At 74.9% G+C, this 11,753-nt stretch carries 14 protein-coding genes; 7 read left to right on the forward strand and 7 right to left on the reverse strand.

What is annotated here, in order from left to right; translation table 11 throughout:
* Positions 1-373 precede the first annotated feature (373 nt).
* From RDV89_RS13550 to RDV89_RS13565, 4 genes are all read left to right on the forward strand, one after another.
* Complete coding sequence (locus RDV89_RS13550; RefSeq protein ID WP_315733583.1) at positions 374-1,807, forward strand: sensor histidine kinase; 1,434 nt, start codon at positions 374-376, stop codon at positions 1,805-1,807.
* On the forward strand, positions 1,804-2,211 hold the full coding sequence (locus RDV89_RS13555) for a response regulator transcription factor (RefSeq protein WP_315733584.1): 408 nt from the start codon (positions 1,804-1,806) through the stop codon (positions 2,209-2,211). The genes RDV89_RS13550 and RDV89_RS13555 overlap by 4 nt, the downstream gene beginning before the upstream one ends.
* 52 nt (positions 2,212-2,263) lie before the next feature.
* Complete coding sequence (locus RDV89_RS13560) at positions 2,264-3,544, forward strand: HNH endonuclease signature motif containing protein (protein ID WP_315733585.1); 1,281 nt, start codon at positions 2,264-2,266, stop codon at positions 3,542-3,544.
* 119 nt (positions 3,545-3,663) lie between these two features.
* A complete protein-coding gene (locus tag RDV89_RS13565; RefSeq protein WP_315733586.1) occupies positions 3,664-4,281 on the forward strand; it encodes a TetR/AcrR family transcriptional regulator in 618 nt (205 codons plus the stop codon).
* A gap of 32 nt (positions 4,282-4,313) precedes the next feature.
* On the opposite strand, the gene RDV89_RS13570 is transcribed toward RDV89_RS13565, so the two are convergent.
* The 6 genes from RDV89_RS13570 to RDV89_RS13595 form a co-directional block, all read right to left on the reverse strand.
* The gene (locus tag RDV89_RS13570) at positions 4,314-5,549 is read right to left on the reverse strand and encodes an acyl-CoA dehydrogenase family protein (protein ID WP_315733587.1); all 1,236 of its coding nucleotides are present in this window, start codon (positions 5,547-5,549) and stop codon (positions 4,314-4,316) included.
* Positions 5,550-5,562: 13 nt separating this feature from the next.
* A complete protein-coding gene (locus tag RDV89_RS13575) occupies positions 5,563-6,615 on the reverse strand; it encodes a phosphotransferase family protein (RefSeq protein WP_315733588.1) in 1,053 nt (350 codons plus the stop codon).
* Positions 6,612-7,088, reverse strand: a complete 477-nt coding sequence (locus RDV89_RS13580; protein ID WP_315733589.1) for a MaoC family dehydratase — start codon at positions 7,086-7,088, stop codon at positions 6,612-6,614. Before RDV89_RS13580 ends, RDV89_RS13575 begins: the two co-directional genes overlap by 4 nt.
* Positions 7,081-8,118 carry an NADPH:quinone oxidoreductase family protein gene (locus tag RDV89_RS13585; RefSeq protein WP_315733590.1) on the reverse strand — a complete coding sequence of 346 codons (1,038 nt, stop codon included), beginning with the start codon at positions 8,116-8,118 and terminating at the stop codon, positions 7,081-7,083. The genes RDV89_RS13580 and RDV89_RS13585 overlap by 8 nt, the downstream gene beginning before the upstream one ends.
* Complete coding sequence (locus tag RDV89_RS13590; protein WP_315733591.1) at positions 8,115-8,942, reverse strand: SDR family NAD(P)-dependent oxidoreductase; 828 nt, start codon at positions 8,940-8,942, stop codon at positions 8,115-8,117. The genes RDV89_RS13585 and RDV89_RS13590 overlap by 4 nt, the downstream gene beginning before the upstream one ends.
* Positions 8,943-9,027: 85 nt before the next feature.
* Positions 9,028-9,342: an EthD family reductase gene (locus tag RDV89_RS13595; RefSeq protein ID WP_315733592.1), complete on the reverse strand. Its 315-nt coding sequence runs from the start codon at positions 9,340-9,342 to the stop codon at positions 9,028-9,030.
* A 178-nt stretch (positions 9,343-9,520) separates the two neighbouring features.
* On the opposite strand from RDV89_RS13595, the gene RDV89_RS13600 reads away from it, so the two are divergent.
* The 3 genes from RDV89_RS13600 to RDV89_RS13610 all read left to right on the forward strand — a co-directional run bounded on the left by RDV89_RS13600 (position 9,521) and on the right by RDV89_RS13610 (position 11,319).
* Positions 9,521-10,018, forward strand: coding sequence for a septum formation family protein (locus RDV89_RS13600; protein WP_315733593.1), 498 nt, complete (start codon positions 9,521-9,523; stop codon positions 10,016-10,018).
* Positions 10,019-10,084: 66 nt separating this feature from the next.
* Positions 10,085-10,876 (forward strand): enoyl-CoA hydratase/isomerase family protein, encoded by a 792-nt coding sequence (locus tag RDV89_RS13605; RefSeq protein WP_315733594.1) that lies wholly within the window; start codon positions 10,085-10,087, stop codon positions 10,874-10,876.
* A gap of 65 nt (positions 10,877-10,941) precedes the next feature.
* Complete coding sequence (locus RDV89_RS13610; RefSeq protein WP_315733595.1) at positions 10,942-11,319, forward strand: hypothetical protein; 378 nt, start codon at positions 10,942-10,944, stop codon at positions 11,317-11,319.
* 143 nt (positions 11,320-11,462) lie between these two features.
* Here RDV89_RS13610 and RDV89_RS13615 read toward each other — a convergent pair whose 3' ends face one another.
* Positions 11,463-11,753 carry a hypothetical protein gene (locus tag RDV89_RS13615; RefSeq protein WP_315733596.1) on the reverse strand — a complete coding sequence of 97 codons (291 nt, stop codon included), beginning with the start codon at positions 11,751-11,753 and terminating at the stop codon, positions 11,463-11,465.

Genomic DNA, 11,753 nt, shown 5'->3' on the forward strand with positions numbered 1-11,753 from the left:
CCCGAAGCCAAAGTAAAGGACCCGTCGGACAACTTCAACAGCATGTGCGACTCTTGTTGAAGATCACAGGATGCAGCACGAAGCACCCACCACTGCCACACTGGTCCTACTGCGCGGAGCGAGGCCGATCCGGGCGCGCCACCACGGCGATGCGCACACGGCGACAGACGAAGGAATCGGCTTTGACCTCGATCGACACCCTCCGCTGCGGTACGCCCGGACGCACGAGGCCCTCCGCCCGGACCCACGGCTCCCCGAGCCTCGGCACGACGCGCCACCGCCGACCGGAGGTCGGCGCATATCTCAACACGTGGGCGCCGGGGGCGGTCGGGTCCGCCACCACGCGGCTCACGGGGACCGTGGTGAGCGCCGCGTGAGCGCCCGTCCGAACGTCCGGGAGGCCGTCGTGATCACCGCCCTCGACGGCCGGGTGCTGTCGTGGGCCACCGCCGCGCAGGAGCTGACCGGCTGGGCCGCCGACGAGGTCGTCGGTCGACGCTCGCCCCTCACCCCGGAGCGCTCGGAGGCGGCGCGCTGCCTCGACGTGCTGCGGGCCGAGGCCCTTGCCACGGGACGCGGGACCGGCGAGGTCGCCTGCGTGCTCGCGGACGGCTCGACGCTGGTCTGCGTCGCCGACGTGCACCTGCTGCTCGACCTGGCGCAGGGGCAGGCCGGCTTCTGCGAGGTGCTGCGGCCGGTCGTCGACGCCGCCGACGCCCTCCCGGCGCACGAGGCGCTGCTCGAGCAGGTCGTGGGCCACGCGATCGTGCGCCTCGACCCCGAGGGCGTCGTGCGCTCGTGGAGCCTGGGCGCGGTGCGGATGAAGGGCTACCGCGCCGAGGAGATCGTGGGCCGGCACTTCACCGCCTTCTACACCGACGTCGACCGGGCCAACGGACGCCCGGCGATGCTGCTGGACATGGCCCGGCGCGACGGCCTGGCCCGCGACGTCGGCTGGCGGGTACGCGCGGACGGCTCGCGGTTCTGGGGAGAGATCTCCATCAACGCGCTGCACGCGCCGGACGGCGAGCTCTCCGGGTTCCTCAAGGTCACGCGCGACCTGACCCCGGACAAGCTCCGCGAGATCGAGCACCAGAAGCTCTTCCGGGCCCTCGGCCACGACCTGCGCAACCCGCTGGCCGCCGCGCGCGGCTTCATCGACGTCGCGCGCGAGAACCTCGCGGACGACCCGGCGCACGCCGCGACCGGCGCCCTGCTGGAGCGGTCCGGGCTGGCGCTGGTGCGCATCACCAGCATGCTCGACGAGCTGCTGCGCACGGTGACCCACGCCAGCACGAACGACCACAGCCAGCAGGCCCACCCGCTGCGGCTCACCGACGCCGCCGCCCAGGTCCTCGGCGACCTCAGCGCGCTGCACGACGTCCGCCGGGTCGAGCTCGACCTCGGCGCGGCCACCGTCTACGCCACCTCCGTCGACCTGATCCGGGTGCTGTCGAACCTCGTGGGCAACGCGCTGCGCTACTCCGACGGCGTCGTGCGGGTCGCGGCCACGGTGGGCGCGGAGTCGGTCGACATCACCGTCGGCGACTCCGGGCGCGGCATCCACCCCGACGACCTGGCGAGCATCTTCGAGCTCGGCACCCGGGGCCGGATGGCGGAGGAGGGCGACGGCGGTCACGGCGACGGTCTGGCCAGCGTCCGCTACCTGGTCGAGAAGCACGGCGGCACGGTGCACATCGACAGCCGCCTGGACGTCGGGACGACCGTGACCGTCTCCCTGCCCCGCGACTACCGCTCCCCCGGTGCGGGCGCCGGCGCCGGGGCGCTGGCGGAGGAGGGCGCGTGAGCGCCGAGCCGGTGGGTCGTCCGGTCCCGTCCATCCTGTTCGTCGAGGACGACGCGGACGTCCGGGCGCTGCTCGAGCTGACCCTCGCCCGCACGGGTCTGCAGGTGCTGAGCGCCGCGACCGGCGCCGAGGGACTGCAGCTGGCCCGCGACCAGCGGCCCGACCTGGTCAGCGTCGACCTCGGGCTGCCCGACATGGCGGGAGCCGACCTGTGCCGCCGCCTGCGCGAGTTCCACACCGGTCCGCTGGTCGTGGTCACCGCCTGGGCCTCCACCCGCGCCTCCCAGGAGGCCGTCGCCGCCGGCGCCGACCTCGTGATCGGCAAGCCGTTCCACCCGAAGGAGCTGCGCCGCGACCTGTGCCGGGCACTGGACTGGACCGACGCCGGGGCGCGCCCGGCCTGAGGCGGCGGTCCGGTCGAGAGGAACTGTCGGTGGGTCCTGCTTGAGTGGCTTCATGGCAGGGGGAACGGGGACCTTCTCGCCGGGATCGGGGCATCCGGTGCTGGCGGCGTTATCTCGCGCCGACCACGAGGTCGATGGCGCGTTGGACCTCGGCCTGCTCACACTCGGTGAGGTGGATGCGCGGTCGGCGTTGGTTGCTGCGCAGGAGGTCTCGGCGAGGCTGGACGCGTTGACCGCGAAGCTCGCCGCCCGTGCCGACGAGCTGCAGGTCGCTCGGGTGGACGGGTCCCCGTCGACCGCAGTGTGGTTCGCGAACGCGACCGGGCTGACCCGCGGTGAGGCACACCGCGTGCTGCGGGTCGGTCAGTCGGCCGAGCGGTACGCCCGCCTGGCCGCGGCCGCCGGAGGCGGCGCCGTGTCGCTGGACCAGGCCGATGCGATCGTGCGCGCGCTCGATGCGCTGCCGGACGAGGTCGACGCGATGACCCTCGACCGGGCCGAGGACGTGCTGGTCGACAACGCGTCCCGGTTCGACGCACTCGCGTTGCGCAAGCTCGGCAAGCGGATCCTCGACGTCGTCGCGCCCGAGGTCGGTGAGGCCCACGAGGCACGGCTGCTGGCGGCCGAGGAGCGCTCCGCGATGGCTGCCGCCTCGTTGACGCTGCGTGACCTCGGCGACGGCCGCACCTCGATCCGCGGGATCCTGCCGACCCTGCACGCCGAGATGCTCAGCAAGGTCCTCGACGCCTACGCCGCGCCGGGTCACAAGAACGCGGCCGACGACCCCGCGGGCCGATTCACGACCGGAATCCCGTCACCGTTGCGGCGCGGTGAGGCGTTCGTCGAACTCATCGAAGGCCTCGATTCCCGGGACCTGCCGGAGGTGGGCGGCACGAACGCCACCGTCGTGGTGAATCTCGACCTCGACACCCTCCTGCGCGACCTGGGCGTGGCCACGCTCGACACGGGCGGACGGATCAGCGCCGCCGAAGCCCGCCGCCTGGCGTGCTCGGCCCACCTTGTGCCCGCCGTCCTCGGCGGCACCAGCGAGGTCTTGGACCTCGGCCGAGCGCAGCGCTCCCACAGCAAGGCGCAACGCCTCGCCATCGCGATCCGGGACAAGACGTGCGTCACCGACGGCTGCGACCGACCGGCCCACCAGTGCCAGGTCCACCACTGGACCCTCTGGTCCGCCGGGGGCTCCACCACGGTGAGAGACGCCGGACTGCTCTGCGGACACCACCACCGCAAGGTCCACGACCCCCGCTACGAGACCCGCCGCACCCGACATCCCCTCGGCCACACCAGCGTCCGGTTCGTCCGACGGCCCTAGGTCGGCGCTCCTGGACAGAGCCCCACAGGTGCGCCCGACCCCCGCCACCACGAGCCGGGCGCAAGAGACCCGGCCGCGAGCGACCTGGACACGAGCGACCGCTCGCCTACACTCCGGCCATGACGTCGTCGCTGCGCCGCGAGCCGCGGCAGGCGCGCTCGCGCGCCATGGTGGAGCGGATCGTCGACGCGGCTCGCGCGGTGCTGGCGGCCGAGGGCTACGACGCCTTCTCGACCAACCGGGTCGCCGCGGCGGCCGGGGTCAGCCCGGGCTCGCTCTACCAGTACTTCCCCGACAAGACCGCGCTCGTCGACGTGCTGGCCCGCCAGTGGGTGGACCGGATGAGCGACGACGTCGCGGGCGCGCTGCTCGCGCACGTCGACGCCGAGGCGCCCGACCTGCTGCGCTCGGCGGCGACGGCCCTGCTCGACGCCGTCGAGCGCGACCCGCTGATGCTGCGGATCGTGTGGCTCGAGCTGCCCGGGGCCCGCAACGTCGCGGCCCGCGACGCCCTCGAGCGGCGCGTGCGCGACGTGCTCACGACCTACCTGCGCCTGCGCCACCCCGCCACGGCCGAGCGGGCCGACCGGCTCGCCTGGGTGCTCGTCCTGACCGCGCAGCAGCTCACCGTGCGCTTCGTCCTCGACCCCGACCCCCCGCTCACCCGCGAGCAGCTCGTGGACGAGCTGGTCGCCGTGAGCGCCGGCGTCCTGGGCGTACCGGGCGTACCGGACTGAGACCTCCGAACGGCCCCTGCTCCTCCGGGCCCTCAGGCCCCGCCCGCGCGCCGCTCGGCCTGCCGGCGCAGCTCGTGGCGGGCCAGGGCGTCCTTGTGGACCTCGTCGGGCCCGTCGGCGAACCGGAGGGTGCGGATGCCGGCGTACGCCTCGGCGAGCCCCAGGTCCTGCGAGAGCCCCGCGGCGCCGTGCACCTGGATGGCCTTGTCGAGGATCCACTGCACGGTGGCGGGCGTGGCGATCTTGATCGCCTGGATCTCGGTGTGGGCGCCGCGGTTGCCCACGGTGTCCATCAGCCACGCAGCCTTGAGCACGAGCAGGCGCAGCTGCTCGAGGCGTACGCGCGACTCCGCGATCCAGTCGCGCACGACGCCCTTGTCGGCCAGCGGGGACCCGAAGGCGACCCGGTCGGCGGCACGCTCGCACATCGCCTCGATGGCGCGCTCGGCCACACCGATCGAGCGCATGCAGTGGTGAATCCGGCCCGGCCCCAGGCGCGCCTGGGCGATGGCGAAGCCCTGCCCCTCCTCGCCGACGAGGTTCGCGGCGGGCACCCGGACGTCGTGGAACACCATCTCGGCGTGGCCGCCGTGGTCGTGGTCGTCGTAGCCGTAGACCTCCATGCCGCGCACGATCTCCACGCCGGGGGCGTCGCGGGGCACGAGCACCATCGACTGCTGGCGGTGCCGGTGCGCCTCCGGATCGGTCTTGCCCATCACGATGAACACCTCGCAGTCCGGGTTCATCGCGCCGGTGATCCACCACTTCCGGCCCGAGATCACGTACTCGTCGCCGTCGCGCACGATCCGCGTCTCGATGTTGGTCGCGTCCGAGGACGCCACGCCGGGCTCCGTCATCGCGAACGCCGAGCGGATCCGACCGTCGAGCAGCGGCTCCAGCCAGCGCTCCTGCTGCTCGGGGCTGCCGAACATCGACAGCACCTCCATGTTGCCCGTGTCCGGCGCCGCGCAGTTCACGACGGCGGGCGCGAGCCGCACGACGCGGCCGGTGAGCTCGGCCAGCGGGGCGTACTGCAGGTTCGTCAGCCCCGCTCCCTCCTCGCCCGGCAGGAACAGGTTCCACAGGCCGCGCGAACGCGCCTCGGTCCGCAGCTCCGCGAGCACCGGCGCGCGCGACCAGGCCCAGCGGTCCTCGAGGGCGCCGACCTCCTCGACGAAGCGCTGCTCGGCCGGCGCGACGTGGTTCGCCACGAGGTCGGCGAGCGAGGCGGTCAGCTCCGCGACGCGGGGGTCGGGGGCGAAGTCCATCGGGTCTCCTTCGTCAGGGGCGGGCGGTGGCCTCGAGGCCGATGTCGAGCAGCGGGCCGACCACGGCGCCGATGCCGTCGAAGCCGGGACCGACGGTCTGGCCGGCCTGGTGGCGGTGGTGGATGCCCTCGAGGATGGCGGCGAGCTTGTAGGACGCGAGCCCGAGGTGGAAGCCGAGCACGGTGCCCAGCCGGTCCTCGAGGCCGCGCGCCGCGGCGTACCGCTCCAGCACCTCGGCCTCGTCGAGGTGACCGGGCGCGCGGGTCGCGTCGGCCACCGCGGCCGGGGCGAGGCCCGCGAGGCGGCCGTAGACGACGAGCAGCGCGAGGTCGGTCAGCGGGTCGCCCAGCGTGGCCATCTCCCAGTCGATGACGGCGGCCGGCCGGTCGTCGGCGTCGGTCAGCACGTTGTCGAGCCGGAAGTCGCCGTGCACGATGCCGGTCGCGTCGTCGTCCTGGGCCTCGCCCACCCCGGCCTCGAGCCGGCGCAGCAGCTCGTCGGCCGCCGGCAGCTCCCGCGTCCGCGAGCGCTCCATCTGGGTGCCCCACCGCGCGACCTGACGGGTCAGGAAGCCCTCGGGGCGACCGAAGTCCGCCAGGCCGACCTCGGCCGGGTCGACCTCGTGCAGGGCGGCCAGGGTGTCGACGAGCCGCTCGCTGATCCGGCGGGTCCGCTCGGGCCCGAGCGGGGCCAGCTCGGCGGCGCTGCGGTACGGGACGCCGGCCACGTCCTCCATCACGTAGAAGGGCGCGCCCAGCACGGCGTCGTCCTCCGCGAGCGCGTACGTCGTCGGCACGGGCACCGCGGTCGGGCGCAGGGCGGTCATCACCCGGTGCTCGCGGCGCATGTCGTGGGCGGTCGCGAGCACGTGGCCGAGCGGCGGGCGCCGCACGATCCAGGTGCGCTCGCCGTCGCCGACCCGGTAGGTCAGGTTCGACTTGCCCCCCGCGACCAGGTCGGCGGCCAGCACGTCCGTGCCCGGCGCCAGCGCGGTCGCGCCCTCGTCCAGCGTGGTGCGCCACCACGCGGTGAGCACGGCCCGGTCGAGGCCGGGCGGGTCGCTCACCACACCAGCACGCTCACGACCTCGGCGACGCACGCGGGCCGGTCGCCACCCTCCACCTCCACGCTCACCCGCGTGGTCAGCCGCTCGCCACCACCACCGGGCTCGAGCGAGAGGACCTCGACGCCGCCACGGATCCGCGAGCCCACGCGGACGGGCGCGGGGAACCGGACCTTGTCGCTGCCGTAGTTCACGCCCATCCGCAGGCCCTCGAAGGCGTACACCTGCTGGCTGAGCATCGGGACGAGGGAGAGCGTCAGGTAGCCGTGGGCGATGGTGCCGCCGAACGGCCCCGACGCCGCGCGCTCCGGGTCGACGTGGATCCACTGGTGGTCGCCGGTCGCCTCGGCGAACAGGTCCACCTGCTCCTGGGTGACCTGGTGCCAGTCGGAGTGCCCCAGGTGCGTGCCGACCGCGGCCCGCAGCTCCGCGGCGTCCGCGAACGTGCGGGGGCCGGCGTACGTGCTCTCAGTCATCGGTTCCTCCTGCGACGAGGGCGACCCGGCCGACGGTGAGGCCGTCGGCGAGCCGCTGGACGGCGTCGGCGACGTCCGCCGACGGGACCTGCTCGGAGACCAGCGGACGCACCGCGCCCGCCTCCGCCAGCCGGGTCAGCTCGGCGTGGCACTCGCGCACCGCCGCCGGGTCGACCTGCTGGTACAGCCCCCAGTGGAGGCCGAGGATCGAGTAGTTCTTCACCAGCGCGTGGTTGAGACCCGCCTGCTGGATCTCGCCGCCGGCGAACCCGACCACGACGATGCGGCCCTCGAAGGCGACGCACTTGGTGGAACGGGCGTAGGTCGGGCCGCCGACGGGGTCGAACACGACGTCGGCGCCCCGCCCCCCGGTCTCGCGCTTGACGACCTCGACGAAGTCCTCCTCGGTGCGGTCGACGACGACGTCGGCGCCGAGCGTGCGCGCCACGTCCGCCTTCGCCGCCCCGCCGACCACGGCCACGACCCGCGCCCCGGCCGCCCGGCCGAGCTGGACGGCGGCGCTGCCGACGCCCCCGGCCGCCGCGTGCACCAGCAGGGTCTCGCCCGGCTGCAGACGGGCCCGGCGGTGCAGCGCGAACCACGCGGTCTGGTAGCCGATCATCAGCGCGCCCGCGGCCGCGTCGTCGAGCGCGTCCGGCGCCCGGTGCGTCGCCGCCGCGTCGAGCACCGCGTGCTCCGCGAAGCCGCCGTGCGGCAGCACGGCCATGCCGAGCACCCGGTCGCCGGGCGCGAACGCCGGTACGCCGGTGGCCCCCTCGCCCCGCTCGGGCCCGACGGCGACGACGTCGCCGCACAGCTCGACGCCCGGCGTGAACGGCAGGTCGGGCCGGACCTGGTAGGTGCCGCGGCACATCAGCGCGTCGGGGAAGTTCGCCGGGGTCGAGCGCACCCGCACGAGCAGCTGGCCGGGGCCGGGCTCCGGCACCGGGACCTCCCGCAGCGTCATCACGTCGCGCGGCTCGCCGAGCCGCTCGACCTGCCACGCCCACATGGTCGTCTCCTGCGTCACCCGGCGGCTCCGTCCTGGTCGAGGGGTGCCCGTTCGAGGGCCTGCTGCACGCGGTTCATCCCGGCCAGCCAGCGGTGGGTGTCCGCGGCGCGCCCGCGGTAGTAGGTCGCGACCTCCGGGTGCGGCAGCACCAGGAAGTCGTCGTGCTCCAGCGCGGCGGCGACCGCGTCCGCGACCTGCTCGGGCGTCAGCACCGCGTCGCGGCCGAGGAGGTCGCGCAGGGCGCCGGCCTCGGCGTACATCCGCGTCGCCACGCCCTGCGGGCACACCGCCTGCACGACCACGCCGGTGTGGCGGTAGGTCGCGGAGAGCCACTCGGCGAAGGCGACCGCGCCGTGCTTCGTCACGGAGTAGGCCGGGCTGCCCAGCATGGTCAGCAGGCCCGCCGCCGACGCGGTGACCACGTAGCGGCCGCGACCGCGCTCCACCCAGCCGGGCACGAGCAGCCGCGCGGTGCGCACGTGGGCCATCACGTTCAGGTCGTGCGCCAGCGCCCAGTCGCCCTCGGAGGTCTCCAGGCCGCGCCCGGCCTCCACGCCCGCGTTGCCGCACCACAGGTCGACGTCGCCGAGGTACGCCTGCGCCCCGGCCACCGCGGCCGCGACACCGTCCTCGGTGGCGAGGTCGGCGGCGACGGCGTGAGCCCCGGTCACCGCGGACAGGGTCTCGAGCGCGGGGCCGGGCAGGTCGGTGGCGACCACGCGGTGGCCGTCGGCCACGAGGCGACGCACCAGCGCGGATCCGATGCCTCCGGCCGCGCCGGTGACGACGGCGGTGCCGGGCCGCGCGGGCGCACCCGCGGACTCGGGCCGGGGCTCGGTCACGGCGCTCCCTCCCGCCCCGCCGCGCTGCCGACCAGCGCCGCTCCTGTGGGGCGCGTCACAACCTACAGGCGCGGGCGAGGGGGACTCAGCCCCCGGCGACGACCTCCACCTCGCCGGCGAACATCGTCGCCGGGACACCGAGCGAGGCGGCGTGACGCCCGGCCGCGGCCATCTGCTCGGACCGCAGGGCCGCGCCGAGGTCCTCCGCGCTCGCGAAGTCGAGCTGCGCGACGAGGTGCACCAGTTTCTCCCCGGCGAGCGGCTGCGGCCACGAGAGGCTGAACCCGACCAGCCCGGGGAGGTCGTGCACCAGCGGCACGTGCTCCTCGCGGTAGCGGCGCTCGAACTCCTCCTCGGCCTCGGAGGCGGGCGGGGCGTACTGGACCGTGATGCGGTGCACGGGGGCTCCTGCGGGGTCGGGCCGCGCCCGTCGGTGCGGGGCGGCGGTCGGTTCGACGTCGTCAAGGGGAGCACGCCGGTGGTGGTCCGTCCGTTCCCCCCGCGCCGGTCACCATCCCGCTGGTAACCTCCGGCGGTTGCCCACCACGGGGGTGGGCCAGGACGAGGAGTGCGAAGACGTGCGCAGGACCATCATGAACCGGACGATCGCGGCGGCCGGGTTCGCCCTGCTGGCGGCGACGACGCTGGCGGGCTGCGGCTCCGACGAGGAGGCGACCCGCGACGCGGACACCAACGAGGTGACCGAGGCCGGCGAGGCGGACGTGTTCTCCCTGGCCCTCGGCGACTGCATCGACGACGACGGCCTCGGCAACGAGGTCAGCGACGTCGCGGCCGTCCCGTGCGCCGAGCCGCACGACAACGAGGTGTTCCACGTCGTGGAGATGGAGGGCGACGACTGGCCGGGCGACGAAGCCGTCGAAGCCGCCGTCGAGGAGGGCTGCGTCGGTGAGTTCGAGACGTTCGTCGGAGTCGCCTACATGGACTCGGAGCTCGACATCTTCCCGCTGACCCCGACGCAGGGCTCCTGGGAGCAGGGTGACGACCGCGAGATCCTCTGCCTGATCTACGACCCCGCCGGTCCGGTCGAGGGCTCCCTCGAGGGCGCGGCTCGCTGATCCGACCACTCCCCCGCCGGCCGTCGCCATGGCCCGCGGGGGAGACCGGGTGCTATCACTGACCTCATGGACGGTCATGACGTGCCCGCGAGCGTCGAGGTCGAGCGTCAGGACGCGGTCGCCGTCGTGCACCTCGGCCGCCCGGCGCTCGACACCCCGACGAAGGAGGCGCTGCGCGACGCGCTCGCCGACGTCGGCGCGGACCCCGCCGTGCGCGCCGTGGTGCTGACCGGGCGCGGCCGGGCGTTCTGCGTCGGTCAGGACCTCGGCGAGCACGCAGCCGCCCTGGCCGCCGACCCCGGGTCGGCCTTCGCCACCGTCGACGCGCACTACTCCCCCGTCGTGACGTCCCTGGCCACGATGCCCAAGCCGGTGGTCGCCGCAGTGAACGGCACGTGCGTCGGCGCCGGGCTCGGCCTGGCCCTGGCGTGCGACCTGCGCGTCCTCGCCGCCGGAGCCCGGCTGGGCACGGCCTTCACGGCGATCGGCCTGACCTGTGACTCCGGCCTGTCTGCCACGCTCGCGGCGGAGGTGGGCGTCGCGCGCGCCCGCGAGCTCGTGCTGCTCGCCTCGCCCTTCACCGCCGAGGACGCCGTGGGCTGGGGCGTCGTGGCGCAGGTCGTCGCGCCCGGGGACGTCCTGACCACGGCCACGGCGCTCGCGCACCGGCTGGCGGCCGGGCCCACGCAGGCGTACGCCGCGTCCAAGCGCCTCCTCGCCGCCGCCGGCCACCGCGACCTCGCCGCGACCCTCACGGCCGAGGCGGCCGAGCAGGCCGCGCTGGGCCTGACGCAGGACCACCGCGGCGCCGTCGACGCGTTCCTCGCCAAGGAGAGGCCGACCTTCTCGGGACGGTGACGGCCGTCGGTGGCCGGGGTTACCGTCGAGGGGACCCGCTGGGCGTGGCCGTGAGGAGGTGCGCGATGCATCGTCGGGGACACGAGAACGTGCTGACCGTGCTGGTCGACCCGCGCGCGCTGCGCGAGCTGGAGCTGCAGCTCGTCACGCACGACCTGTGGGTGTGGCCGGTGGGCACGGCGGGGGTGTACCGCGACGGTCCCCAGGCCGCGCAGGTCCTGCGCCGTCGCTTGGTCGAGGCGCGCCAGGGGGCCTGGGACGTCGCCGCCGACTGGACCCTCGTGTGGATCGCGTTCGGCGACTCGTGGCGCCACGGCGCCGACCCGCTGCCCTGGTCGGCCCACGCCGCGCTCTACGACGCCCTCGCGCCCTTCGCCGACCGCGTCCGCTTCCGCCGCGGCCTGGGCGGCATCCCCCGCCTCCGCGTCCGCGCCGAGGCCTGAGCCCCGCGCACGGAGGCACGAACGACGCGGGCTCCACCGGGGCGATCCCGACCGCTGTGTGTCGGATCGTGGTCAGACGTGTGCTCAGCGATCCGACACACAGCCGCCGCCGAGAGCCCTCGGCGCAGGCGCGACGCTCAGCTTCACCGCCGCACGGCGAGCGCCGCGCGGCCGAGGTCGCGCGCCGCTGCGAAGTACGGCACCCATTCCGCGGGCAGTAGGGGCACGACCCGCTCCAGGTCGGCAACGACTCGCCGCAGCTCCACCTCGTGCTGCGGCGAGCGTCCCGCCGACGACAGCAACGCGTCGACGCACCCGGCCAGGTCGGCGTCGACGAGCACCAGATCGACGCCGTCGATCTCGACGCCCCGGCAGTCGGGGAACGGGCGGGCGCGGTGTCGCGTGACCGAGGCGGCCAGTGCGGCGACGTCCAT

The organism is Nocardioides imazamoxiresistens, assembly GCF_032378595.1.
Taxonomy (GTDB): domain Bacteria; phylum Actinomycetota; class Actinomycetes; order Propionibacteriales; family Nocardioidaceae; genus Nocardioides; species Nocardioides imazamoxiresistens.